The sequence below is a fragment of the Aeribacillus sp. SP014 genome (assembly GCF_054055575.1).
Window position 1 is genome coordinate 1766059 of sequence record NZ_JBSRXI010000001.1, and the last position, 24892, is coordinate 1790950.

Annotated in this window: 22 protein-coding genes and 2 pseudogenes; 19 read left to right on the forward strand and 5 right to left on the reverse strand. The window is 39.2% G+C overall.

What is annotated here, in order from left to right:
* Window positions 1-69 precede the first annotated feature (69 nt).
* The 3 genes and pseudogenes from tnpA (at window position 70) to tnpC (ending at window position 2383) form a co-directional block, all read left to right on the forward strand.
* Window positions 70-393 carry an IS66 family insertion sequence element accessory protein TnpA gene (gene tnpA / locus ACVIJU_RS08680; RefSeq protein ID WP_063389610.1) on the forward strand — a complete coding sequence of 108 codons (324 nt, stop codon included), beginning with the start codon at window positions 70-72 and terminating at the stop codon, window positions 391-393.
* Window positions 390-746, forward strand: a complete 357-nt coding sequence (tnpB, locus tag ACVIJU_RS08685) for an IS66 family insertion sequence element accessory protein TnpB (RefSeq protein WP_063389611.1) — start codon at window positions 390-392, stop codon at window positions 744-746. The genes tnpA and tnpB overlap by 4 nt, the downstream gene beginning before the upstream one ends.
* A 59-nt stretch (window positions 747-805) precedes the next feature.
* A pseudogene (tnpC, locus tag ACVIJU_RS08690) lies at window positions 806-2383 on the forward strand (IS66 family transposase).
* Window positions 2384-2431: 48 nt separating this feature from the next.
* Here tnpC and ACVIJU_RS08695 read toward each other — a convergent pair.
* Together ACVIJU_RS08695 and ACVIJU_RS08700 are read right to left on the reverse strand one after the other, a co-directional pair.
* Complete coding sequence (locus ACVIJU_RS08695; RefSeq protein WP_063389613.1) at window positions 2432-3676, reverse strand: recombinase family protein; 1245 nt, start codon at window positions 3674-3676, stop codon at window positions 2432-2434.
* The gene (locus ACVIJU_RS08700; RefSeq protein WP_161939841.1) at window positions 3669-3827 is read right to left on the reverse strand and encodes a hypothetical protein; all 159 of its coding nucleotides are present in this window, start codon (window positions 3825-3827) and stop codon (window positions 3669-3671) included. Before ACVIJU_RS08700 ends, ACVIJU_RS08695 begins: the two co-directional genes overlap by 8 nt.
* 186 nt (window positions 3828-4013) lie before the next feature.
* On the opposite strand from ACVIJU_RS08700, the pseudogene ACVIJU_RS08705 reads away from it, so the two are divergent.
* The 10 genes and pseudogenes from ACVIJU_RS08705 (at window position 4014) to ACVIJU_RS08750 (ending at window position 15724) form a co-directional block, all read left to right on the forward strand.
* A pseudogene (locus ACVIJU_RS08705) lies at window positions 4014-6130 on the forward strand (thioredoxin domain-containing protein).
* Window positions 6131-6799: 669 nt separating this feature from the next.
* Complete coding sequence (locus tag ACVIJU_RS08710; RefSeq protein ID WP_429652892.1) at window positions 6800-8305, forward strand: 4-hydroxyphenylacetate 3-hydroxylase family protein; 1506 nt, start codon at window positions 6800-6802, stop codon at window positions 8303-8305.
* Window positions 8306-8325: 20 nt separating this feature from the next.
* Window positions 8326-8811: a flavin reductase family protein gene (locus ACVIJU_RS08715; protein WP_063389616.1), complete on the forward strand. Its 486-nt coding sequence runs from the start codon at window positions 8326-8328 to the stop codon at window positions 8809-8811.
* A 16-nt stretch (window positions 8812-8827) separates the two neighbouring features.
* Window positions 8828-9688, forward strand: coding sequence for an adenylyltransferase/cytidyltransferase family protein (locus tag ACVIJU_RS08720; RefSeq protein WP_456687485.1), 861 nt, complete (start codon window positions 8828-8830; stop codon window positions 9686-9688).
* Window positions 9689-9717: 29 nt separating this feature from the next.
* Window positions 9718-10143 (forward strand): GlcG/HbpS family heme-binding protein, encoded by a 426-nt coding sequence (locus ACVIJU_RS08725; protein ID WP_063389618.1) that lies wholly within the window; start codon window positions 9718-9720, stop codon window positions 10141-10143.
* A gap of 62 nt (window positions 10144-10205) precedes the next feature.
* Entirely contained in the window at window positions 10206-11120 is a 915-nt protein-coding gene (locus tag ACVIJU_RS08730) for a catechol 2,3-dioxygenase (protein WP_063389734.1), read from the forward strand.
* A gap of 550 nt (window positions 11121-11670) precedes the next feature.
* Window positions 11671-12519, forward strand: a complete 849-nt coding sequence (locus tag ACVIJU_RS08735; protein WP_235600522.1) for an alpha/beta fold hydrolase — start codon at window positions 11671-11673, stop codon at window positions 12517-12519.
* A gap of 460 nt (window positions 12520-12979) precedes the next feature.
* Window positions 12980-13225, forward strand: coding sequence for a 4-oxalocrotonate tautomerase (locus tag ACVIJU_RS08740; protein ID WP_261308745.1), 246 nt, complete (start codon window positions 12980-12982; stop codon window positions 13223-13225).
* A 319-nt stretch (window positions 13226-13544) separates the two neighbouring features.
* Window positions 13545-13814, forward strand: a complete 270-nt coding sequence (locus ACVIJU_RS08745) for a 2Fe-2S iron-sulfur cluster-binding protein (protein WP_063389622.1) — start codon at window positions 13545-13547, stop codon at window positions 13812-13814.
* A 17-nt stretch (window positions 13815-13831) separates the two neighbouring features.
* Window positions 13832-15724 (forward strand): XylR N-terminal domain-containing protein, encoded by a 1893-nt coding sequence (locus ACVIJU_RS08750; protein ID WP_063389623.1) that lies wholly within the window; start codon window positions 13832-13834, stop codon window positions 15722-15724.
* Between the two features lie 540 nt (window positions 15725-16264).
* Here ACVIJU_RS08750 and ACVIJU_RS08755 read toward each other — a convergent pair.
* Window positions 16265-16966: a Crp/Fnr family transcriptional regulator gene (locus ACVIJU_RS08755; protein WP_082830420.1), complete on the reverse strand. Its 702-nt coding sequence runs from the start codon at window positions 16964-16966 to the stop codon at window positions 16265-16267.
* Window positions 16967-17140: 174 nt separating this feature from the next.
* Here ACVIJU_RS08755 and ACVIJU_RS08760 point away from each other — a divergent pair, with 174 nt between their 5' ends.
* From ACVIJU_RS08760 to ACVIJU_RS08780, 5 genes are all read left to right on the forward strand, one after another.
* Window positions 17141-18043 (forward strand): hypothetical protein, encoded by a 903-nt coding sequence (locus tag ACVIJU_RS08760; RefSeq protein ID WP_456687486.1) that lies wholly within the window; start codon window positions 17141-17143, stop codon window positions 18041-18043.
* A gap of 231 nt (window positions 18044-18274) precedes the next feature.
* On the forward strand, window positions 18275-18964 hold the full coding sequence (locus ACVIJU_RS08765; RefSeq protein ID WP_063389624.1) for a Yip1 family protein: 690 nt from the start codon (window positions 18275-18277) through the stop codon (window positions 18962-18964).
* A 7-nt stretch (window positions 18965-18971) separates the two neighbouring features.
* Window positions 18972-20099, forward strand: a complete 1128-nt coding sequence (locus ACVIJU_RS08770) for an efflux RND transporter periplasmic adaptor subunit (protein WP_063389625.1) — start codon at window positions 18972-18974, stop codon at window positions 20097-20099.
* Window positions 20096-20785, forward strand: coding sequence for an ABC transporter ATP-binding protein (locus tag ACVIJU_RS08775; RefSeq protein ID WP_063389626.1), 690 nt, complete (start codon window positions 20096-20098; stop codon window positions 20783-20785). Before ACVIJU_RS08770 ends, ACVIJU_RS08775 begins: the two co-directional genes overlap by 4 nt.
* Entirely contained in the window at window positions 20782-21975 is a 1194-nt protein-coding gene (locus ACVIJU_RS08780; RefSeq protein ID WP_063389627.1) for an ABC transporter permease, read from the forward strand. The genes ACVIJU_RS08775 and ACVIJU_RS08780 overlap by 4 nt, the downstream gene beginning before the upstream one ends.
* Window positions 21976-22078: 103 nt before the next feature.
* Here ACVIJU_RS08780 and ACVIJU_RS08785 read toward each other — a convergent pair whose 3' ends face one another.
* The gene (locus tag ACVIJU_RS08785; RefSeq protein ID WP_063389628.1) at window positions 22079-23248 is read right to left on the reverse strand and encodes an FtsW/RodA/SpoVE family cell cycle protein; all 1170 of its coding nucleotides are present in this window, start codon (window positions 23246-23248) and stop codon (window positions 22079-22081) included.
* 213 nt (window positions 23249-23461) lie between these two features.
* On the opposite strand from ACVIJU_RS08785, the gene ACVIJU_RS08790 reads away from it, so the two are divergent.
* Window positions 23462-24316 (forward strand): DUF4349 domain-containing protein, encoded by an 855-nt coding sequence (locus ACVIJU_RS08790; RefSeq protein WP_157727941.1) that lies wholly within the window; start codon window positions 23462-23464, stop codon window positions 24314-24316.
* A gap of 352 nt (window positions 24317-24668) precedes the next feature.
* Here the strand turns inward: ACVIJU_RS08790 and ACVIJU_RS08795 are convergent, their stop codons facing one another.
* Complete coding sequence (locus ACVIJU_RS08795) at window positions 24669-24797, reverse strand: hypothetical protein (RefSeq protein WP_327863000.1); 129 nt, start codon at window positions 24795-24797, stop codon at window positions 24669-24671.
* Between the last annotated feature and the right edge of the window lie 95 nt (window positions 24798-24892).

The window sequence follows — 24892 nt, forward strand, 5'->3', positions numbered from 1 at the left end:
ACTCAGCACCTTCTAGTTGTGAATGTTACATGAGATAATCTCCATAGAAAAAATGCTGGAGGTTATGCTATGAATGATGCTGACAAAAGAATAGAATGGAAATCCAGGTATGATGCTTGGAAAACAAGTGGATTGAGTGCTTCTGAGTGGTCTCGCATCAATGATGTAAATATACATCAGATGTACTACTGGATTCGAAAGTTTCGAGAGGAAGAAATTTCTACGAACGAGCATCAATCAAAATGGTTGACGGTGGATGTCCAAGAAATCTCCTCCCATCATACGGGTCAGGAATCTGTCCTTATTCATTACGGTGCACTGTCCATCGAAGTACGTCCAGGCACCGATTTGAATCTACTTTCCGATGTAGTGCGTGTGATTCAAAATCGATGATATCTAACGCAAATTTTGAACGAGTGTACCTTGCACGTGGAAGCACCGATCTCCGGAAATCGATTGATGGTCTCGCAGTCATCGTCAAAGAATGCTTCGATTTGGATCCATTTTCCCCTTGTTTATTTGTTTTCTGTAATCGGAAAAGGGATAAACTTAAAATTCTACAGTGGGATAATAATGGGTTTTGGCTCCATTATAGAAGATTAGAAAGAGGAACTTTCAACTGGCCATCTGAACAAGAAGGAGTGCCGATGGATATCAGTCCTCGTCAGCTACGCTGGTTATTAGATGGCTTATCCATCGAACAAAAACAAGCCCATCCCACAGTGAAAGCACGCACGATTCTATGAAATTAAAAAACTTGAGAATCCGACTGGTCAAGCCGGATTCTTTTGCGTATACTGGAACTATGAAAAACATGGACATGAAAACTCAAGAAACAATTGAATACTATAAAGCGCGTAACGAAAAGCTTGAAATAGAAAAGGAAGCTTTGGAAGCGAAGCTAAAATGGTATGAGGAGCAATTTCGGTTAAGTCAACAACGTCGTTTTGGTTCTTCCAGTGAGAAGACCAATTCAGACCAACTGTCCCTTTTCAATGAAGCTGAAGCTACCGCAAATCCTGATGATGAAGAACCGACGATTGAAACCATTACATATACACGCAAGAAGAAGCGAAATCGTCGAGATGAAAAACTAGAAAACCTGCCTACTGAAACGGTGGAATACCGTTTGCCAGCTGAGGAACAGGTTTGTTCGTGTTGCGCTGGACCTCTACACGAAATGAGTACGCAAGTACGCAGAGAAATAGAAGTTATTCCAGCACAAGTAAAAGTGAAAAAGCATGTCTAATATGTTTATAGTTGTCGTCATTGTGAACGCCATGAAATAGAAACGCCTATTGTCACGGCGAAAATGCCGGCTCCTGTTTTTCCGGGAAGTCTGGCATCTCCATCGTCAATGGCTTATACGATGACGCAGAAATACGTTGAAAGTATGCCTTTGTATCGCCAGGAAAAACATCTGGAGCGATTTGGCATATTCATTTCCAGGCAAACTTTATCCAATTGGATTTTGTATGGAGCCGACACCTGGTTGAGTCCTGTTTACGACCAAATGCGTAACCATCTATTGAATCAGGATATCCTCCATGCGGATGAGACCACCTTACAGGTTCTTTCAGAACCTGACCGACGAGCGACTTCCAAATCATTTATGTGGCTTTATCGGACAGGACGAATGGGGCCTCCAATTGTTTTGTATGACTACCAGCGAACCCGTGCATCCAAGCATCCTTTACGATTTTTGGAAGGTTTCCGTGGATATTTACATGTGGACGGGTATGCCGGTTATAACGGAATCCCTGATGTCAGTCTGGTCGGTTGTTGGGCTCATGCCAGACGTAAATTCACAGAAGCTTTGCAGGCTCTTCCTGAATCGGCTAAAACTACTCACGTAAAAGCCAAAGAAGGTCTTGCATTCTGTAACCAACTTTTCTCGATAGAACGGGATTTAAAGGATGTTAGTCCTGAAGAGCGTTATAAGAAACGTTTAGAACGCAGCCAACCGGTATTGGAGGCTTTTTTGGCATGGCTTCATGAACAAGCCCCAAGAGTGTTGCCAAAAAGTGCACTTGGGCAAGCCATTAAATATTGTCGTAATCAATGGGACCGTTTAGTAGCTTTTTTAGAGGATGGTCGTTTAGAGATTGATAACAACCGCGCAGAACGATCCATTAAACCGTTTGTAATCGGGAGGAAAAACTGGCTGTTTAGCAATACCATAAAGGGAGCTAAATCCAGCGCAATCATTTATAGCATTGTGGAGACTGCGAAGGAAAACGGATTAAACCCATTCAATTATCTTAAATATTTATTTGAACAGCTTCCAAATATTAATCTGACTGACAAAGAAAAATTAGATCAACTCCTTCCTTGGTCCACAACAATTCCAGAAGAATGTCGTGTTCCTAATAAAGCTAAATAAATCATAACAATAGTCCACATCTAAAGGTAGGTGTGGACTATTTTACGCTTACTTATAAATTCTATTCAAACCATCTTCCGCATTTTTTAGTTCTTTTCTTTTCTCAGCAAGTAAATCGTCCAATTTGTATTGATTAGAAGGTTGTGGGTTCTCAAAAGATTTAATTTCATTTAAATATAGTAAGAGTTCGTTTTCGATTGCTTCAAGTAAGATATCAGCATCGATTCCGGGATGACCACATTGATTACCAAATGGATCGGTTTTCTGGCACTTTACCACGTAACACTTTAACCCTTTGGTTACAGTTTTCTTATAATTCATTCTCATCGAATAGCCGCATTTACTACACTTTATTAGTCCTGATAAGGCATAGACACCATTTCTAGCGCGTTTTGGAATTTTCTGTTTTGCATTTTTAATTGCTAACATTCGTGAGTGTTCTTCTAAAGTTTTTATTGCTGTATGGCAATTCTCAACAATAATCCATTCATCTCTATCCTTAATTTCTAAAGGTTTAGCGGGCTTATTTTTATGACCACTTCCACTAGTTTTTCCATAGATGATTCTCCCTAAATGAATCTCACTAAAAATCACACGCTCAACTTTAACTTCGGACCAATATTTACCTCTGTTTGTTTTTATACCCATTTTATTAACTTTAACAGCAATGTCTTTTAAGGACGTTCCATTTAAATATTCTTCTACCATCATTCTGTAGATCGGGAGTTTTGCCTCATCAACTACTAAACTTTTTGTATTTCTATCATAAAAGTATGGAAAAGGGGGTACACCGTTTGTCCATCTACCTCTTTTTGCACCCCTAATTTTTCCTGCTTTTAGCCTACCCTTTATTAAACGGTATTCATGTTTCGCCATTAATGCATCCATGTCATTAGCCAATTCTTGGTTCTCATCATTGTAATCAAGGACTTTTTGTGGGGTAATAACGACAGTATTAGAAGCTTTAAAAGCTTTTCTGATTTCACCTACATCCGCCCAATCTCCACGTCCTAATCTATCAGGATGAATCACTAAAACGGCATCGTATACACCGTTTTTAACTTCGCGTAACAGTTTTTTTAATTCAGGTCGAAATTCAATACTGTCACTAGTACCAATTTCCTCATAAATTACATATTTGAGATTATATTTTTGGGCTAATTCTACTAGTTCTAAACGATGATTCGCAAGGACATCCTCTTCACTTTTATCATCTCTACTTTTACGTAAATAAATAGCAACAAATTCAATGGAAAGAGCGTTTATTATTTCACCAATATTATAGTTATACATGGTTTTTATCACTTTCCTTTTCTAAATAGGCACTTAAAGCCAGAGAAAAATTTTTAATAGAACTTAAAGTTGGTTTATTAGAAATGATTTTTATTTTGTATCCAGACTTTGATGTTATAGTCTTTTCTTGCTTTTTGGTTAAATTAATCATCTTTGTATCACCTCTGAATAATTTCAAAGATGATACCAGCGCTTTTTTGATATTCTAAGTTCTTGATTAAAAGTTATTATTTTCAGAATATTCTCAGGTGAAATTTAGAAGTAAGTATGGTAATATTCCTTTTAGTTTGAACCAATAATGAAATAATGAAAAAAATTCAAAAGGAAGTGTTGAGAGATGTCAGTACATGAAAAAAAATACACGAATCGATTAATTCATGAAAAATCACCTTACCTTTTACAACATGCGCATAATCCAGTTAATTGGTTTCCGTGGGGACCTGAAGCTTTCCAAAGAGCCAAAAGGGAAGGTAAGCCAGTGTTCGTGTCTATTGGCTATTCCTGACCCTTCGGGGTCAATAGATGAAGATGAAAGTGAGGATGCTTATATCTACATGTCATTGGTGCCATGTCATGGCTCATGAAAGCTTTGAAGATGAAGAAGTTGCAAAGATATTAAATGAACGGTTTGTCGCTATAAAAGTAGATCGTGAGGAGCGACCAGATATTGATTCCATATATATGAGGGTATGCCAGATTCTCACGGGGCAAGGCGGATGGCCGCTCAATGTATTTATCACACCGGATCAAAAACCTTTTTATGCAGGCACTTATTTTCCTAAGCAAAGCCGTTTTGGCCGTCCGGGATTTATCGATGTGTTGCAGCAGCTTTCGGAAATTTATCAAAAAGAGCATGAAAAAATTGAAAAGACAGCAGCACGCATAACGGAAGTTTTAAATAAAAATGCCAGTCGAAATAAGAAAGGTGAGTTGAAGCAAAGCGTTCTTCATGAAACGTTTCATCAGCTTTCAAGCAATTTTGACACAATTTATGGAGGGTTTGGTCAGGCACCAAAGTTCCCCATTCCTCACATGCTCATGTTTTTAATGAAATATCACGAATGGACTAAACATGAAAATGCTCTTTATTTTGTGAATAAAACGCTTGTGCAAATGGCAAAGGGAGGGATTTGGGATCATATCGGCTTCGGATTTGCCAGATATTCGACAGATGCCATGTGGCTTGTTCCGCATTTTGAAAAAATGCTGTACGATAATGCCCTTTTGCTTTATACATTCTCCGAGGCCTATCAAGTGACCAAAAACCCTCAATTTAAAACAATTGCAGAACAAATCATTGAATTTGTCCGACGGGATATGCGGAATGAATCAGGGGCTTTTTATTCTGCCATTGATGCAGATTCTGAGGGGGAGGAAGGGAAATTTTACGTATGGACAAAACAGGAAGTGGTAGAGATTCTCGGGCAGGAATTAGGCGAACAGTTTTGTCATATTTACGATATAACTGAAGAAGGGAACTTTGAAGGAAAAAATATCCCGAATCTTATTCATACGAATGAAGAAAAAGCGGCAATTACCTATCAAATGGGGCTGGAAGAGCTGAAAGAGCAATTGGAGCAGGCGAGACAAAAGCTTTTTGAAAAACGAATTGAAAGACCGTTTCCACATGTTGATGATAAAGTGCTGACCGCGTGGAATGCTCTCATGATTGCTGCACTAGCAAAAGCAGGTGCTGTTTTTGATCAGGAAGCATATATCGAAATGGCAAAAAAGGCGCTGGATTTTATTGAAAATCATTTAATTGTAGACGGAAGAGTTATGGTGCGCTATCGCGATGGCGAAGTAAAACAACAGGCATTCATTGATGATTATGCATACCTTCTTTGGGCCTATATCGAAATGTATGAAGCGACATTTGATTTAACTTATTTGCATAAAGGTAAACAACTTGCTGACAAAATGATTGATCTTTTTTGGGATCAAGAAAATGGCGGATTTTTCTTCACAGGTCATGACAGTGAAGCAATGCTTGTCAAGGAGAAGGAAATTTATGATGGTGCGCTCCCTTCAGGAAACAGCGTTGCGGCCTTCGCGCTTTTGAAATTGAGCAGGCTGACCGGCAATTTGGATTTACACGAAAGCGTTCAGCAAATGTATTCTATTTTTAAAGAAGAAGTGGAGCAATACCCAAGCGGTCATACGTTTTTCTTGCAAAGCCTTTTGATGGAACAGCTGCCGCAAAAAGAGGTTGTCATTATTGGTCCGAAAGATTGCAGCAATAGGAAAAGATTATTGAATCGTATTCAACAGGCGTATACAATGGAACTTTCAGTGTTAGTTGCTGAAGATCCAAATCAATTTGCACAAATTGCGGAATTTGCGAAAAATTATCGCATGATCAATAATGAAACGACTATTTATATATGTGAAAACTTTGCCTGCCAACAGCCGACAACAGATGTAAAGGAAGTTATAAATACATTGAACTTATAATGAAGATGTACGATACTATTATCCCCGACAGGCAGACAGTAAAAAACGATGCATTTAATACGATGCTTTGAAAAAGTCTGCCTCGGACTGGGGTTTTTATGTGAAAGGACAATCCTGAAAACGGGGAGTCGTTCGTTTGCAGTTTAAAGAGCACTTTCTGATCGGTGACTTGATCCGATTGCTGACGATTCGGCTTCTGACAGCGCAGAAGAAACGCTGATCTTATCGGCGGTGCCGCAAACATGTTGGAATAAAGAGCAATGCCCAGATAGCACAAGGGATTAAGAAAGTTCACATTGCTAGGTCATTGAAAGATCAGCGGGAAATGTGATTACAACATTTCAGTACATTAGACAGGGATATGTATGAGCATTATATGATAAAAAACGCCTGGAGACTATTCACCGGAAGCGATCGAAGCCAAGATATGTATGAATATTATTTGAGAAGACTGTCTCACGCTCAAATCACCAGCTTGTTGTCATTTTGACGCAATGCTGGTGTTTGGCAATGAGGCAGTCTTTTTTGTGTATTTTCAACAACAATTGTTTAGTTTTCAATGATTTTTAAACAAACGCTGTCATTGTCTGAAAATTCAAATCAATTATATGATAGAACTGTAGAGGAAATACCAGTTCATTATATTTTCATTTAGGAAGGTGATAAAAGATGATGAATGGTAAGGAATATTTAGAAAGTTTAAGAGATAACAGGGTTGTTTATTTAAATGGAGAAAAGATTGATGATGTTACAACACATTCTGCCTACGAAAACTCTGCTCGCTCCATAGCAAGAATGTATGATGCTCTTCATGATGAACAGATGGGAAAAATTTTAACGACGACTACTGAAGAAGGCTATCCAACTCACAAATTTTTTAAAGAACCAAAAAATGCTCAAGATCTTTTAGAAGCAAGAGATGCGATTGCACAATGGGCCAAGCTGAGCTATGGCTTTATGGGGCGCACCCCTGATTATAAAGCTTCTTTCACAGCACATTTGAAAGCGTTTGCGGATTATTACGAAGGTTTTGAGGACAATGCGCGAAATTGGTACAAAAAAACAACAAAAGAAGTTCCGTTTATTAACCATACGATTATTAATCCGCAGGTCGACCGTTCAAAACCTCTTCATGAAAATAAAGATGTTTATGTTCGCGCTGTAAAAGAGCGGGATGACGGTATTATTGTAAACGGTGCCAAAATGGTGGGAACGGCAGCTGCACTAACTCATTATAACTTCGTCTCTAACTATGGAGCTCAAGATTTAGGAGATGGTGATCAAAGCCATGCACTCGTCTTCTTTGTACCGATGAATGCGCCTGGCGTAAAAATGATCAGCCGTCAATCGTATGAACAAATCGCAAAAACGTTAGGTTCTCCGTTTGATTATCCGCTTTCCAGCCGTTTTGATGAAAACGATGCAGTCATTGTATTAGATAATGTATTTATTCCTTGGGAGAACGTACTTGCCTACAAAAATGTAAACGTAGTAAACGGGTTTTTTGTTGAAACGGGATTTGTAAACCGCTTTACATTCCAAGGTTGTACGCGTTTTGCCGTCAAGCTTGACTTTATGGTCGGCTTATTAATGAAAGCGACAGAGGCGGCAGGTACGAAGCAGTTTCGTGGGGTTCAGGCAAATATCGGTGAGGTTATTGCCCTTCGCAATATGTTTTGGGCTCTTTCTACCGCAATGGCAGCCAATTGTGAAACGAAAAATGGCGTTGCACTTCCGAACCTTCAGTACGGCGCTGCTTACCGTGTGCTCGCTCCAATGGTATGGCCGCGTGTCAAACAAATCTTTGAACAAATCGTTGCGGGGGGCCTCATTCAATTGCCTTCCAGTGCCAGCGACTTTTTAAATCCGGAGCTGCGTCCGTATCTCGATCGTTATTATCGCGGTTCAGGCATTGATGCAAAAGAACGGGTGAAATTGATGAAAATGATTTGGGATGCGATCGGAACGGAATTTGGCGGACGTCATGAGCTTTATGAAATCAACTATGCGGGCAACCATGAGAACATCCGTCTAGAGACGTTAAAAATTGCTGATGCAACTGGAGATTCCGACCGGTTTAAAGCGTTTGTCGATTCCGCTTTGGATGATTACGATCTAAACGGTTGGCTCAATGATACTTGGGTATCTCCACAAAAAGAACTTGTTCAGAAATAAAAGGAAAGGAGATGGTGGATATGGACGATCGCTTGTTTCGCAATGCGATGGGGAAATTTGCTACAGGGGTAACGGTCATTTCAACGGAGCATAACGGAGATATTCATGGAATGACAGCAAATGCCTTTATGTCCATTTCCTTAAATCCGAAGCTTGTATTAATTTCCATTGGAGAAAAAGCGAAAATGCTGGAAAAAATTCAACAATCAAAAAAATATGCCGTTAACATCTTGTCGCACGATCAACAAGTGCTTTCGATGAATTTTGCTGGGCAGCTGGAAAAACCAGTCGATGTACAATTTGAACAGCTGGGGGGACTGCCGGTCATTAAAGATGCTCTTGCGCAAATTTCCTGCCAAGTTGTTAATGAGGTTCAAGCAGGTGATCATGTCCTTTTCATCGGGGAAGTGACGGATATAAACATGACAGAGCAAGATCCGCTTCTGTTTTTCAGCGGAAAATACCACCAGCTTGCTCAAAGCGAACAAGCGACGGCGTCGAGCTAAAAAAGGGGGCATTTCATTGAAAACAATCATCATTGATCATCAAAATGATCTAGATCTTATTGCCTCTTGCCCTGTCGTTGCTGCACTAGGGTTTTTTGACGGCGTTCATCTCGGACATCAAAAAGTCATTCAGACCGCTAAAAACTTGGCGGAAAAAATGGGGGTAAAAACAGCGGTTATCAGCTTTTTTCCGCACCCTAAAGACATAATCGGCAAAACGGGAAAACGTGTCCAATATTTGCTCCCGCCTGCCGAAAAAGCAAAAAAGTTTTCCCATTTAGACATTGATTACTTTTATTTAATACGATTTACATCGGAATTTGCAAGACTTGAGCCGAAGGAATTTGTCCAGAAATATTTAGTTCCGCTGCAAATCAAGCATGTAGCAGCTGTATATGACTTCACGTACGGCCGAAAAGGAAAAGGAAGTTTAGATACGATGGAGGAAGACAGCGGATACTCAATCACTGTCACGAAAGTAGAAAATGTCAAACGAAACGATGAAAAAATTAGTTCTACGTTGATTCGAAATAAGATTCAATCAGGATTGATGGAAGAACTTCCTGATTACTTGGGGGAATTTTACGAAACAAAAGGAAAAATGATCCATACTGATGCAAAAGATGAATTGATTTTGGATCGGTACTATATGCTTCCTCCAAAAGGATGCTACGACGTGGCAATTGATAGAGGAAAAGGGTGGTTTGAGGGACGCGTGCTTGTTACTAAGCAGAAAAAAATCTATTGGCTTGGTCCATCCATATCTTCTGTGTGGAGTATTTCTCGAGTCAAAGTAAAATGGATTGCCAGAAGTTTCGATTTCACATTAGAGATCGAAGAAAAGGAAGAGAAAAATCTAGTATTTACAAAAGGATAGCGGTGTTGACTTTAGGAAAGGGGGAAGAAATGTTGGCGTTTTTACAGCAAAAAAGCATCAGCAGTGACTTGGCGAAACAAATGATTGACAAAGCGGTACAAAAGGCTGAAGAACTTGGAGTGAAAGTGAACATTGCTATTGTGGATCAAGGCGGAAATTTGAAATCGTTTTTCCGGATGGACGAGGCGCCTCTTTTAAGCATACAAATTGCTCAAAATAAAGCCTATACAGCAGCGGCATTCGGGATTCCGACCCATCAATGGTATGACATGATCAAAGATGAGCCGAGTTTGCGCCTTGGGATTGTCCATACAGAAAAGCTTGTCGTTTTCGGAGGAGGGTACCCGATTTATGACGGAAACGATTTAGCTGGAGGAATCGGGGTCAGCGGCGGCTCAGAAGAAGAAGACAGATTGTGCTGCGAGGCTGCGTTATCTTTATTGGAAACGGTTTAATGGAAAGAGCTGATGATCAAATTCATAAAAATAAGAGATTTTTCAAGAAAGGGAGGATTCAAATGAGCGAAATTTTAAGATTAGGGCGATTGGAGCTTCGGGTGTTGGATTTAGAAGAATCTGTAAAATATTACACAAATGTCATTGGGCTTGAAGTGACGGGACGCGAGGAAAATCGAGTATATTTAAAAGCTTGGGACGAATATGACCATCACAGCATCATTTTGCAAAAATCCGATACAGCTGGAATGGATCATATGGCATTTAAGGTAAAAGATATTTACGAGCTGGAAAAATTAGAATATAAAATTGAGCAATTTGGCTGCAAACTTTCCCGAATTTCCAAAGGTACTAGATTAGCAGAAGGAGAAGCGGTTCGTTTTCAGCTTCCAACAGGCCATCATATGGAGCTGTATACGGAAATAGAACAAGTAGGGACAAAAACTGGGAATCTAAACCCAGATCCATGGCCGGATGGACTAAAAGGAATTGCTCCGCATCGATTGGATCACGCTCTTTTAACAGGCGATGATTTAAAAACAGCAACCCGCTTCTTTACGGAAGTGCTCGGTTTTAGACAAACCGAGAAAATCGTTACGGTAGATGGAGAAGATTTAGTCGGAAGCTTTATGTCAGTGACGAACAAAGGTCACGATCTTGCATTCGTGAAAGGACCGGATGCGAAATTTCATCATGCAGGATTTTATGTCGATAACTGGTATGAAGTATTAAAGGCAGCAGATATTTTAACCAAAAATAATGTTCAAGCAGAAGTGACGCCAACAAGACACGGCATTACACGAGGCCTTACCGTTTACTTTTTTGATCCATCCGGCAATAGAAATGAAGCATACACAAGCGGTTATATGAGCTATGCAGACTTTCCGACCATTACTTGGACGGAAGATAAAATTGGAACAGGTATTTTCTATCATCGAAGAGAACTCATTGAATCATTCTCTAAAGCACTAACATAAAAACACAAAGGTTAAGAATATTCTTGTTAAAGGGGTTCGATCATCTCTTCTGATTCGGGAAACACGTAAGGAGATGTTTGCAGCCCCTTCGCTATTTATTTTGCATTCTTAAAAAAGAAATGCTTCAGATGGCTGACCGAAAATCGCTTGAAGTCGATGTTTGGGGTCAGCTTCTTTTTATACGGACATGCGAATCCATAATTTACGGATTGTTTTTTTGATGCGGTTTCCATGCCCAATTTTAATTTCTTTAACAGTACGTTTCGCTTTGTTGCGATTTCATGCCCATTTTTTTCTGGAAATTTCTTTAACAGCACGTTCCACTTTGTTAGGTCTATCCAAGGATCTGTTTTAATGTGTGAAAAAATTTGTTATTTTTTCCTTTTGTTTCTTATTATGAAACAATGGAGTTGTATAAACAATCAATACCGTTTACGATTGGGATAATTAGTATTTTCTAAAAATTGTGTCAATTAATTTCGTGTCAGGAGTACGTGTTGGAAAATGATTCGATAATAGAGTCGAGAGGGGAGGAATTGGTTTGCAAGAAGTGACAAGTACCCGTGTCAAAACCGGAGACTATGAAACTTATTTTTACCGCACCGGCATCGGAAATAATGAAGCGATTCTTTTTATCCATGGGTCCGGTCCTGGAGCAACTGCTTGGTCTAATTGGCAATATGCGCTCCCTTTTTTCAAGGAAAGGGGATTTGATTGTATCGCGCCAGACTTAATCGGTTTTGGAATGTCGGAACATCCGTCTTCACCTCCGAAAGGTATCCGGTCATGGATGAGGTTATGGGTGGATCAGCTTAAAGACCTTTTGGATGAATTGGAAGTGAAAAACGTTCATTTAGTGGGAAATTCTTTAGGCGGGGCTGTTGCTCTTCATTTATTGGCCGAGGCGCCTGATCGAATTGATCGCGTTGTGTTGATGGGCTCGGCGGGTGCTCCGTTTCGATTGACTCCAGAACTTGACCGCGTTTGGGGGTTTTATGAGGATCCATCAGCAGAGGCAATGGCGCAGATCATTCGCTGGTTTGCATATGATGAAAGCTTTATTAAAGACAATCTTGACAGCATTAGTAAAATGCGCTTTGAGGCGGCAATGAATCCTGCCGTGCGCCGTTCCTATGAAGCAATGTTTCCTCCGCTTCGCCAGCGGATAGTAGATGATCTTGTTTTGCCAAGCGCCACTTTGTGCCGCATACAACAACAAGTTTTACTCGTTCACGGGCTGAATGATCCGATCGTTCCTGTTGAGACAAGTTATTATTTTGCCAAACATCTTCCGTGGGTAAAAATGATGATTTACGGACAATGCAGCCATTGGACGCAAGTGGAATATCGAGAAAGCTTTCATTCTTTGCTTTTGCATTTTTTTCACAATGAAATATAAGAATATTTTTATGTTTTTATCAAAAACAAGGTTATGATTCGCTTTTTTCAAAGCCAGACAGCATTGCGAATATGCCTAGTACAACACAACAGTTACGGTTGTTGTACATTTCAATCATTGACGCTTTATCTAGAAAGACAGCCTGCACTAAAAGCGATTTGAAATTTTTTGCAGCCGGCATCGCATTTTGTCACTTTAGCGGCTGTCTTCCCGCATCATGTTAAAAGAACGATTTACGAAAAATGTTGGGTCAGATGTATGCTCATCTTTATAGTTTTTTAAAGGAATGGTGCCATTATTTCGACGGTTGCGGTGCTAGTGTGTCAGGGGCCATTATTTGAACGATAACAAACTTTCTCGTGACCAGGAATCAGTGCAATGGTAGAAATCGTTCTAAGCGGGAGTTAGCCGATGCAATAGCAAAACGTTTTCTCCATAAGCCTGAACTTCTTTCGTTCGGTTGAAGCCTTTTTATCTTTGGAAAGGAGAGTCAAAACGTATGCCTTTCATTCAAGTTCACATATTAGAAGGTCGTTCTCCGGAAAAAAAGGAGACACTTATCTATGAATTAACGGAGACGGTGTGCAAAGTATTGGATGCGCCGAAAGAAAATGTCCGCATCATGATTCAAGAAATGCCTCTAGAACATTGGGGAATTGCTGGAGAATCTGTGAAAAAACGAAGAGAGCATGAAAAAGAGGGATGAAATCGGCAGATACAAAAGTAGAAAGTTAATTGTTTATGAATGGGGAACATGTTGCGTGATTAAGAACTCCGTTCGACGCTTTCAAGAACTGCGGCATTGGTCGTGAAGAAGAAAACATACCTTAAGCAAAAATATTTATTATGCTTATAGGTGTCGGATAGCCATGATGTTATGTTCATCAACGATGCGATCAATGCTATGGCATTTTTGTTTCTTTTCGCCAGCGCTAGTAAAAGCAGGTGCAAAATGGCGCATAACGTTATGCTGTAGAGCATGCTTGAATAATAGAAAAAATTATCATGTTGGGAGGGAGATAATAATGGTATATCAAATTCATATAGGCGGAGAAATTTTTTCTTGCGGAGAGAGCGTTGATTTATTAAAAGCTGCGAGATCTCATCAAGTAAAAATTCCTTATGGATGTGCAAATGGAGGTTGCGGAATGTGCAAAGTCAAAATCCAAAAGGGAGAATACAAAATTGGATTGTGTTCGAAAGGAGCTCTTTCGGATGAGGAGCGGCAACAAGGTTATGTATTGGCTTGCAAAACGTATCCGCTCAGCCACTTGATTGGTGATCTTGTTGAATAAAGCTAAGGTGGTAACATATGAACAAAAAAAGATCGGCATTAGATCAGCTGGAATTAAATTTTGATAACGGTTACATTTATATGGGGAAGTCCCGCTCGATGATTGTGGCGACAAATGCGCTCGGATTATTGCGCAGAGATTTAATTCGCGACATGGGATTTGAACGGATGAAAGGTTTTTTGTTTCGGTATGGATGGAATCTAGGTAGACAAGACGCGAAAGAATTGATGAATCATGCAAACTGTACAGTAGAGGAGTACATTCAAGATGGCCCAAAGCTGCATACGATGAAAGGTCATGTGAAAGCGAGATGTACTTTTTTAGAAGTCAGAAGGGAAAATGGAAAATATCAAGTCACAATGGAAGGATATTGGTGTCATTCCTATGAAGCAGAAGAACATGTGCGCCATTTTGAGACATCATCCATCCCAGTTTGCTTTACCCTTTCTGGTTATGCCAGCGGTTTCGTTTCAGAAATTGTCGGAGAAAAGACGATTTTCAAAGAAATTGCTTGTCAAGGTATGGGAAAAGAACAATGCCATTGGATCGGCCAAACGGTGGATCGATGGGGAGAAGAAGCGGAACAAGAGCTGTGCTATCTTGAAGAGTCCCCAATCGTAGAAGAGCTGGCGGCAACATACGAAAAACTTTTAGAAGAACGGAATAATTTAAAATTTGTGACGGATGTTCATAAGAAGCTCACTGAGGAAATCATTAAAGGAAACAATTTAGACTCCGTAGTTCGTCAAGTGTTTCAATCGACGAATGTCCCAGTTTTAATTGAGAATCTGCACCTTCATCCGATGGCCTATGCCGGGATTGCTTCCAATGAATTAGAACAATATAAAAACGAACTTATTGACTATGTAGGAAAAAATCCTTTTTGCCAGCCTCAAGCCATCGTCACATCAACACAACTTCTTCATTTGCGCCATCATGATCGCCTGATGACACCAATATTTTTGCAAAACAAAATTGTAGGATATTGTTCGTTTGTTTATCGCGATTTGCATCAATATAACGCCTCAATTTCTCCTATGATTTTAGAGCGGCTGGCCTCTGTCAGCTCGGTATGCTTGCTCAATGAAAAAGCGAAGCTAGAATCGTATGAACGGATTAAAGGATTTTTTTTAGAGGAAATGATTAATGCGGGACAACAAAGCAATGATCACGACTTAATCATGAAAGCTAGTTTAATAGGAGTGGATTTATCCAAGCCTTTTTATATCTGTGTGCTGGATTGCCGGTTTCAAGAAGATGATTTATCGAAGGAGCTGGAAATGCAAAAAGAAGTTTTAAGTTTTCTTTCCGCTTACGGCAAAGATCAAAAACAAAACATGTTGATTGGCCAGCGTGCTAAACATCTTATTTTGCTGGTAACAGCAGATCAAGTTGCTAAAACAGGTATACAAACATGGCTGTCAAAAATCGTTGATTTACTATCTTCACAATTCTCTACTATTAAATTTTACGGGGGAATCAGCTCCAAAGCAAACAATGTGTCAAATGCCGGGGAAGCATATAAAGAAGCACTTACAGCAGTCAGGGTGTCATCGAAACACCAACAAATCATTTCATTTGAATCGTTAGGAGTTGTTGGTGTGCTGATTAATGAAAAGAATGAACAAGAGGTAAAAAAAATGGCTAAAGCTTGCCTTGGAAACTTAAAACTGGATGATCCAAAAAATATCGAGTTCCTGCGAACATTGTACATCTTTCTAGTCAATGGAGGCAATTTGGAACAGACAGCGGCAGATTTGGCGTTATCCATCAGCGGATTGCGTTACAGGGTGAGCAAAATCGAAAGCATTATTCAGCAGGAACTGCGAAATCCTATGATTCATCATCAACTTCTTTTATCGATCCAGTCATTAATGATGATTGGAGAGATCGATATCGGCATTAAATAATGAAGGCACCTAAAGGTACGGACATTTTCCTGCATGGGAATGGCACCGGTTGTGCTTTTGTATTCATAATAAAAGTTTCATATGGAAATTCTAAAATTTGCAGGAATCAAGTGCAAATTTTGAGTTAAATTCCATTTGGTATCCCATACTCAGGTAGACAAAAAAAAACAGATGCATTTCATATGATGTGTAAAGAGTCTGCCTGGGATGGGGTTTTTAATGGCAAAGAAAAAACAAAACCTCAAATCAGGAACCTTTCATTTGAAGGAAAAGATTAAAGACACTTATATGAAGCACACCCCGAAACGATCGAACAGGTTCTCATTTTTTTAGCCTTAGCCGCTTTAAAAAATGCCTGTCCTGCGATCGAATCATTGTCCCGGCATAGTATTCCCTATTTTCATTGTTTTACTTGACAGAATATATGCACGACTAGATCTTTGTTAAATGAAAAATAAATAAAGAAAACTGGCGATTTGCCAGTTTAAAGTTCCGGCTCCATCTCTGAAAGACAAGGCGCATATAAGATGTTTTTACAATTTAATCAATTCGGCAGTAGGAAACGGGGCAATTTTCACAATTGATTGCATCTTTTAAATATTGAAGATCGTGAATGGTGATTTTTTTATTTTGAAAAGAAATTACGCCTTTTTTCCGCAAATTGCTCAACATTCGATTGATGCTTTCTCTAGTTGCTCCGCAAAAATTCGCAAGCTCCTGATTGGTCATGTCGATATTGATGAGAATGCCATTTTCAGTTTCTACTCCATAGGTGTTCGCCATTCGTATGAGTGTGGAGTATAAGGCACCTTTCTTCCCGTTTAAAATCAAATCGCGGAATTTTGTTTGAGTAATTTGATATTGCTCGCTCATCCATTTTAGGAACGAAAGGCTAAGATTCGGATTTTCAAACAGTTTGCATTCTAATCGTTCTTTTTTTATGAAATAAATAGAACTGTTTTCCAAAACTTTTGCGTTAAATATGTGCTTCGGGTCATTTGAAAAAATAGAAAATTCACCAATAAGGTCGCCTTTTTTGCAGATCTTTAGCGCCAATTCTCTTCCATCTGAAGTTGTTTTGCTTATTTGCACCAAGCCGGATTGGATGCAATATAATTCATGAACCTCCATGCCTTCTTGAAAAAGATACGTCCCTTCCCTCACGTTTATGATTCCGTCGAAATATTCATGCAAAGCACTCAATGGATCGGTTAAGAATGGATCCGCCACTTGTTTGACCATTATAAAACCTCCTTTCAAGAAGGAAACCATCTATATACCAATATTTTACCAGAACCTAGGAATCTTGATTGTGAAAAAATGGTGAATTGTGATGTAAAGCACATTTTTTTATGAATAAAAATTAGGTGATTACAAAAAAATAAAATGAATTTAAATGATAAGGAGGGAAAAAGAGTGCCGCAACGCATTCAATCGTATGTAAATCAAGCGCAGCAAGCATTGCAGCAGATTCAACAAATTGCCAAAGTACTGAAACAGCAAGAACAGCAAAACGCTAATCAAGCATTTAGCTCAAATCAATTTACAGCACAACAGACACAAGCATTTGGACAAAAGGAACAAAATGCGGTGCAAAATTTGCAGCAAATTGAAAATTTGGCTCAGTCGCTTCATAGTCAAGCACAGCAGCTGCAAAATTATCAACCGAAAAACCAGTATCAAGCAGTATACCAAGCTCAACAACCGCAAAATCAATATCAAAGTCAAGCATCAGGCTTCAGCTTCAATCCGTTAAGCGGACAAGCGAGCCAAACGAACATCAATGAAGTGCGCCAGCAAAATCAGCAATCAGCACAGCAAATACCGAACCAGTATCAATCGCAGCAATCATCCGGCTTCAGCTTTAATCCGTTAAGCGGACAAGCGAGCCAAACGAACATCAATGAAGTGCGCCAGCAAAATCAGCAATCAGCACAGCAAATACCGAATCAGTATCAATCGCAGCAATCATCCGGCTTCAGCTTCAATCCGTTAAGCGGACAAGCAAGCCAAACGAACGTCAATGAAGTGCGCCAGCAAAACCAGCAATCAGCACAGCAAATACCGAACCAATATCAAACGCAGCAAGCATCCGGCTTCAGCTTCAATCCGTTAAGCGGACAAGCAAGCCAAACGAACGTCAATGAAGTGCGCCAGCAAAATCAACAATCAGCACAGCAAATACCGAACCAATATCAAACGCAGCAAGCATCCGGCTTCAGCTTCAATCCGTTAAGCGGACAAGCAAGCCAAACGAACGTCAATGAAGTGCGCCAGCAAAATCAACAATCAGCACAGCAAACCCAAGCTCCGTTTTAAAAAAACGTGGCAAGCAGGAGCAAATTAGAGCTAGACAACATGCGGACAAAATGATAACCAAAGAGTTAATAACCTGTAAAAGACCGTAGAATGTATTTCTGCGGTCTTTTCATCATGTTAAGGGAAGTTTTTCAAAATATTTGTAAGAAATTCAAAAAATGTGAAACTTCATTCTTATCAATCTCGTAAAATAAATTGAAAATAATCATTATAATGGAGGAGATGACTTTAATGAGTGAGCAACTGAACATTCAGCATTCAAATGAAAAAGTGGATAAACCGTCGTTGTTAGGGATTGTGACAAGTCCGATTGAGACGCTTGAGCGGATCAAACAACAGCCAAAAGTATTGCTTCCATTAATTGTTGTCATTATTATTTCATCTTTGGCAGCTTACCTTTCAGTGTTATCAGTCGACTATAGCATCGTGGAAGAGGAATTAGGTGCAGAAGGAGCAGCTTACGTCGGCGCATTTACAACAGTCGGTGCACTTGTGTCTGGTATCATTGGCGGACTTATTACACTATTGATTTCGGCACTCATTCTTTTTGCCATTGTAAAAATTGCCGGAAAACAAATTCGTTTTAAACAAATGTTTTCAATGACCGTTTTTATTTCTCTTGTTACATCAATAGGAACACTGTTAAATGCGATTATTTTATATTTTGTCGGTGGAGGAGACATCACTAATCAAGTATTTACTAGTTTAAACAGTATTGTAGGAGCTGAAGGGGCGCTTGGATCATTTTTGTCATCTATCGAAATTTTTGGAATTTGGGGAACAATATTGACCGCTTTTGGGCTTCATCATGTAGGTCAACTGTCAAAAGGTGCATCTTGGACTATTTCAATCGTTTTATTCATTCTTGGCAGTCTGCTATTGACATTATCTGGAGCAACACAATCATTAGTGGGGGCATAGTTATAGTATGAGAAAGAAAGTTTTGATCGGTGTAGGAGTAGCAGTTATCATCGCTTTATTTGTTGGGATCAGTATTTTTCGTGCTGCATCGAAGGAAAATCCGACTGTAGAAACAGTCAAATTGGAGCAAAAAGAAATTACCGGGAATGTTATGATTCCCGGTACTCTTCAATTAATGAATGAACAAAAAATTTATTATGATGCTGAAAGAGGAAAGATCAAAAAAATCCTTGTCAAAGAAGGGGACAAAATAAAAAAAGGAGCACCTCTCGTCATTTATGAAAACGAACAATTAGAGCTTGAAAAGGAACAGGCCAAGCTTTCGATTGAACAAAGCTATATCAAACTAGATCAAATCAATGAGCAGTTGGATGATCTGAAGAAAAAAGAAGAAGAATTGAAGAAACAAGTCGGTAAAGAAGAAGCAGAAAAGCAGATAGAAAATGAAAAAAATCAACTGCAAATGGATAAGAAAATGACGAATCTTGAGCTTAAACAACAGAAGATTCAACTGGAAACAGTAGAAAAGAAGATTTTAGAACTTGAAGTGAAAAGCGAAGTTGATGGAATTGTGATTACCGTAGATGAAGACGCAGCAGTAGCAATGGGCGAAAATGTGAAGCCGCTCATACATATTGGCAGTTTGAACAAAATGAAAGTGGAAGGGGTCATTTCTGAATACGATTCTTTAAAAATTAAAGAAGGTCAGCCTGTAGTTTTAAAATCTGATGTGGTGCCTGATGCAAAATGGAAAGGAAAAGTATTGAAAATTGGCATTTTGCCTCAACAAGGCAGTGAGATGGCGGCGGAAACAGGAAACGAGGCTGTCCAGTATCCAGTGGAAGTTCTTGTCCAAGATCAGAACATTCCGGTGAAGCCAGGCTTTAAATTGATTATGGAAATTGAAACGGAAAGAAAAAAAGCGAATGTTATTCCTCTTACCGCTGTTCAACAAGATGATGATCAACAATATGTTTATGTAGTGAAAAACGGAAAAATAACAAGAAAAGAAATTAAAACCGGTACTTCAACCGATGAATATATTGAGGTGACGAGCGGTTTAACAAAAGATGATGAAATTGTTCGTGAACCATCTGATGAAATCAAAGCAGGCGTGGAAGTGACAATCAAATGATCAAGCTGGAAGATGTGACGAAATCTTATAGAAACGGTAAAGAAACAATGGATGTGCTCAAAAAAATCAATTTAGAAATCCGGCAGGGGGATTTTGTGGCCATTATGGGGCCGTCCGGTTCCGGCAAATCAACTCTCATGAATATTATTGGCTGTTTGGACCGCCCGACATCAGGTGCTTACTATTTTGAAGGGAAGGATATATCGTCCCTTGATGATCAAGAATTGGCCAAAATACGCAACAAGAAAATCGGTTTTGTTTTTCAGCAGTTTCATCTTCTGCCGCGGTTGAGCGCCTTAAAAAATGTAGAGCTGCCAATGATTTACGCCGGCATTGGAAAAAAACAGCGGGATGAACTCGCTAAGCAGGCTTTAATAAAGGTTGGACTCGGCGATAGAATTCAGCATATGCCAAACGAATTATCGGGAGGCCAAAAACAACGGGTGGCAATAGCTCGAGCCATTGTGAATAATCCAAAGCTCATTTTGGCAGATGAACCGACTGGTGCATTGGATACGAAAACAAGCGAAGCAATTATGGAACAATTTACAATGCTAAATAAAGAAGGGACAACCATCATTGTCGTAACGCATGAACATGAAGTGGCTCAATTTGCTAAGCGTACGATTGTAGTAAGAGATGGAGAAATTTTACAAGAAGATTTGGGACGGGGGAGCACATTATGAATTTGATGGAAAATTTTCGGATGGCGTTTTCCTCCATTCTTGCCCATAAGCTCCGTTCAATTTTGACAATGCTAGGAATAATTATCGGTGTCGGATCTGTTATTTTAGTTGTAGCAATCGGCCAAGGGGGCGAACAAGCCTTAAAAGCCCAAATTGCAGGCAGCAGCAATACGATAGAAGTGTATTATCAACCAAGTGAAGAAGAGTTGAAAGCAAATCCGAACGCAATGTTAGTGGATCCGTTTACCCAAGAAGATGTTGAAGCGTTGAAAGGGATCCCTGAAGTTAAACAGGTTGTTGCTTCCACGACAAGTTCTTATCAAATAAGGTATAAAGAAGAAACAATCGATGCCACGGTCTATGGGATCAATGCTGCATATATGGATGTCAATCAATTAAACATTAATAAAGGCCGACTGTTTACGGAAGCGGATTTTTTAGGCGGCAGACGTGTAGCGATTATTAGCGACCAACTAGCAAAAGATTTATTTAAAAAACAAAATCCGATTGGCGAGGTCGTTTGGGTATCGAATCAGCCGTTCGAAATTATCGGCATACTTGAAAAACCGACAGGAATTTTTGCCTTTGGCATGTCGGAAATTTACACTCCATGGACGGCTTATCGAAATGCTTTCGGTCAAACGAATTATACGCAAGTAACGCTTGAAGCAGTTAGTGCAGACGAAATCAAAGCTGCAGGGGAAAAAGCTGAGCAATTGCTAAACGACATGCATCAAACAGAAGATTCGTATCAAGTGGTGAATTTTGAAGAAATTGCAGAATCCATCGGCCAAATTACCCGTATTATGACCATGATTATCGGAAGCATAGCCGGAATTTCCCTCGTAGTTGGCGGCATCGGTGTCATGAACATCATGCTCGTCTCCGTCACCGAGAGAACGAGAGAAATCGGCATTCGCAAAGCTCTTGGTGCAACAAGGAGACAAATTTTGCTGCAATTTTTAATTGAATCGATGACATTAACATTAATTGGGGGAACTTTAGGGATTTTATTAGGTGCAGGAATTGCATCCATCATTTCCATTTTTGCCGGTTGGCCATCATTAGTATCATGGCAGGTTGTCGTCGGCGGACTTTTATTCTCAATGTTTATTGGGATTCTCTTTGGACTATTGCCGGCAAACAAGGCGGCAAGATTGGATCCAATCGAATCGTTAAGATATGAGTGATACAGAAAGCTGCTGCCTTTGCCTTCCATAGGCGAGAAAAATTCATGCTAATACAATTTGTTTCTTAAACAAAACAAAAAAGGTGTCCAACTTTATTGGACACCTATTCTTTTGAAAACATAGATACACGATGGTGCCATCGGATACTGAAAATCAATCCGATCGCCATCATGCTGCCAATAAGGGAGCTTCCTCCATAGCTGATAAAAGGAAGCGGTATACCTGTGATCGGCAGAAGGCCAATCGTCATGCCGACATTTTGAAATACATGGAAGACAAACAAGCTGATGACGCCAGTACAAAGATAGCTGTTAAACGGTTCAGTTGTTTCAATTGACACTTTAATGATGTGATAGATTAATAAGAAAAATAAACTAATGACAATACTAGTGCCGATAAATCCAAATTGCTCCCCAATCACACTGAATATAAAGTCGGTGTGGTTTTCAGGGATATATACTTGTCCATGCCCAACCCCTTTTCCGAAAATTTGGCCAGATCCGATAGCTTTTAGAGAATTGAGCAAATGATAGCCTTCAGCGCTTTTATATCCTTCGGGATTTAACCATGCATAAATCCGGCCGAACTGATATTGCTTGACACCTAAATATTTGGCAAGAAATTCAGGCATTCGCAATACAAGATAAAAAATTGTTGCAGCAAAGAGGGTTACGATGAGAAACCCTAATGTAAGAATCCGCCAAGATATGCCTGAAACAAGAATAAGGCCGGCTAAAATGGCAAACATGACAAGCGCAGTCCCAAAGTCAGGCTGCAGTATAACGAACAATACCGGTACTGCTGTCGTCACACCCATTTTACATAACAAAATGAGATCGGTTTGAATGGTTCGATGCAAATACTTTTGATGATGCTTGCAAATAATATGGCTCAAAGCAATGATTAAGAAAACTTTCATGATTTCTGAAGGCTGAAACGAAAAACCGGGAAGAGTAAACCATGCTTTAGCGCCATTTATTTCTTTGGCAATTTTTTCTGGTGAAATCATTAACAAAAATAGAAGAAATATCCCAAAACCGTATAAATACCATGTCATTTTTTGAATTTGTTCTGAATCGAACAGCATGACAACTCCGGCAATAAGACAGCTGGCTGCATAGAAGGCAATTTGCTTAAAAATAAAGTTTACCGCATATTGCCCTGAAGTCATTTGCGCTCCGTAAATGGCCACGCAGCTCGCGCAAAATAGTAGAAATATAATAAATGCTAATTGATAATCAAACCGCGATTGCGCCTTTTTGTTAGAATCCATGAAGCCCACCAACTTTATGAAAATGATTTTTTTAGAAGAGTAGAATTTCCTTATGTTAGACGAATGGTAAAAGCGAAAGGTTTCAAGCGCAAGTACGTTTATTATAGTAGCACACTTTCATTTGTTTGCACACATTTTATTCATCTATTTAAGATACCTTTGCTTCATTATTTCGTCTAATCCATAAACTGTAATTAACTGGAGATGATGAAAATGAAGAAAGTCTTGATTGGTTTGTTGCTGCTCTTCTTGGTCGCCTGCAGCAATTCAGAACAAAAATCATCCGTAGAAAGTGCTAAAATGGATCAGACCATGATAGAGAAAAAAATTGAAAAAAAAGGAGAAATGGAAACAGTTGAAGCGAAATCAGCTGCCAGCACATACTCAAACGAACGAAAAGTTATGTACACTGCGAATATAACGGCAGAAGTGGTAAGCTATGATGAAACGATTGCAAACTTAACAAAGAAGGCCGAAAGCAGAGGGGGCTATATCATTCAATCAAATGCAGTGGAACAGGATGGAAAGATCGAGGCATATGTAACGTTCCGCATTCCTCAAAATGAACTTCAACGATTTATAGAGGAAGTGAAAAAGGCAAGCAAATCAGTCAAATCGGAGCAAATGACTGGTGAAGATCAAACAGAAGAATATGTCGATTTAAACTCTCGATTGAAATCGAAGCAAGCGGTTGAAGCTCGGCTCCTTAAATTTATGGAATCGGCTGAGAAAACAGAAGACTTGTTGAAAATTTCGGAAGATTTGGCAGCTGTCCAAGAAGAAATCGAACAATTAAAGGGCAGAATAAAATATATTGAAAATAGAACAGACTATGCAACAGTTGAACTGCAATTAACAGAAATAAAATCTCATGAAAATTTTTCAAAGGATTTTAATACGTGGGAAAAAACGAAAGAACAATTTTTGACAAGCATTCATTGGATTGTTCAGGCGGCATCTTGGATTGTTGTGCTCGTTGTAGGGAATTTACCAATTGTTTTATTGGCGCTTATTATATTTTTCTTCGTCTATCGAACATTTAAAAAGAAACAGGAGAAGACTGAGTAATCTTTTTTACTTATGGATCGAGCTGTTAAAATGATGAAGACCGCACAATTTATTAATGAAATTGTGCGGTCTTTTTCAATTTGAATTTTTTAACTCCGTCTTCAAAGAAGCTTGCGAGCCAAGGCATGTTTTTTTAGGGGTATCTTTAATTCGTTTTTTCGCATAATAGAAGCCCTCATTATTGTTTTAGAAACGTTGATATATTGAGGATTTGGCTTTCCGGAAAGCCCTGGAAATACCGATTGCAGCGCTTTTGCTTTCGTCATCGTTTGTTTATTATGGGCAGTTTCGGACTTCACGTACTAAAAATGTGAAGTCTCTTTGTTATGAATTCGCTGCGTTTATTCTGCATTTAATTAACTAAGTAGTATAAAATATATCCGCAAATGATCGATAAAAAAAGATGCTGAAGAAACCGCTGCAAACGATGTTCAAAAAATGTTTTTATTTGTAGAGCCGGCTTAGTTTTTTCTGCGTTCACCATGTTCACCTCTCATTTGTACAAATATATGCGAATTAGAAGGTTAAAATGAATAAACACCTTCAATTTATTGGAATGATGATTATTCAGCTTGA

Excerpts from the sequence above, each read along its gene's own strand:
- tnpA (WP_063389610.1), top strand. The coding sequence starts at position 70 with ATGAATGATGCTGACAAAAGAATAGAATGGAAATCCAGGTATGATGCT.
- tnpB (WP_063389611.1), top strand. The coding sequence starts at position 390 with ATGATATCTAACGCAAATTTTGAACGAGTGTACCTTGCACGTGGAAGC.
- ACVIJU_RS08695 (WP_063389613.1), bottom strand. The coding sequence starts at position 3,676 with ATGTATAACTATAATATTGGTGAAATAATAAACGCTCTTTCCATTGAA.
- ACVIJU_RS08700 (WP_161939841.1), bottom strand. The coding sequence starts at position 3,827 with ATGATTAATTTAACCAAAAAGCAAGAAAAGACTATAACATCAAAGTCT.
- ACVIJU_RS08710 (WP_429652892.1), top strand. The coding sequence starts at position 6,800 with ATGATGAATGGTAAGGAATATTTAGAAAGTTTAAGAGATAACAGGGTT.
- ACVIJU_RS08715 (WP_063389616.1), top strand. The coding sequence starts at position 8,326 with ATGGACGATCGCTTGTTTCGCAATGCGATGGGGAAATTTGCTACAGGG.
- ACVIJU_RS08725 (WP_063389618.1), top strand. The coding sequence starts at position 9,718 with ATGTTGGCGTTTTTACAGCAAAAAAGCATCAGCAGTGACTTGGCGAAA.
- ACVIJU_RS08730 (WP_063389734.1), top strand. The coding sequence starts at position 10,206 with ATGAGCGAAATTTTAAGATTAGGGCGATTGGAGCTTCGGGTGTTGGAT.
- ACVIJU_RS08745 (WP_063389622.1), top strand. The coding sequence starts at position 13,545 with ATGGTATATCAAATTCATATAGGCGGAGAAATTTTTTCTTGCGGAGAG.
- ACVIJU_RS08750 (WP_063389623.1), top strand. The coding sequence starts at position 13,832 with ATGAACAAAAAAAGATCGGCATTAGATCAGCTGGAATTAAATTTTGAT.
- ACVIJU_RS08755 (WP_082830420.1), bottom strand. The coding sequence starts at position 16,966 with ATGGTCAAACAAGTGGCGGATCCATTCTTAACCGATCCATTGAGTGCT.
- ACVIJU_RS08765 (WP_063389624.1), top strand. The coding sequence starts at position 18,275 with ATGAGTGAGCAACTGAACATTCAGCATTCAAATGAAAAAGTGGATAAA.
- ACVIJU_RS08770 (WP_063389625.1), top strand. The coding sequence starts at position 18,972 with ATGAGAAAGAAAGTTTTGATCGGTGTAGGAGTAGCAGTTATCATCGCT.
- ACVIJU_RS08775 (WP_063389626.1), top strand. The coding sequence starts at position 20,096 with ATGATCAAGCTGGAAGATGTGACGAAATCTTATAGAAACGGTAAAGAA.
- ACVIJU_RS08780 (WP_063389627.1), top strand. The coding sequence starts at position 20,782 with ATGAATTTGATGGAAAATTTTCGGATGGCGTTTTCCTCCATTCTTGCC.
- ACVIJU_RS08785 (WP_063389628.1), bottom strand. The coding sequence starts at position 23,248 with ATGGATTCTAACAAAAAGGCGCAATCGCGGTTTGATTATCAATTAGCA.
- ACVIJU_RS08790 (WP_157727941.1), top strand. The coding sequence starts at position 23,462 with ATGAAGAAAGTCTTGATTGGTTTGTTGCTGCTCTTCTTGGTCGCCTGC.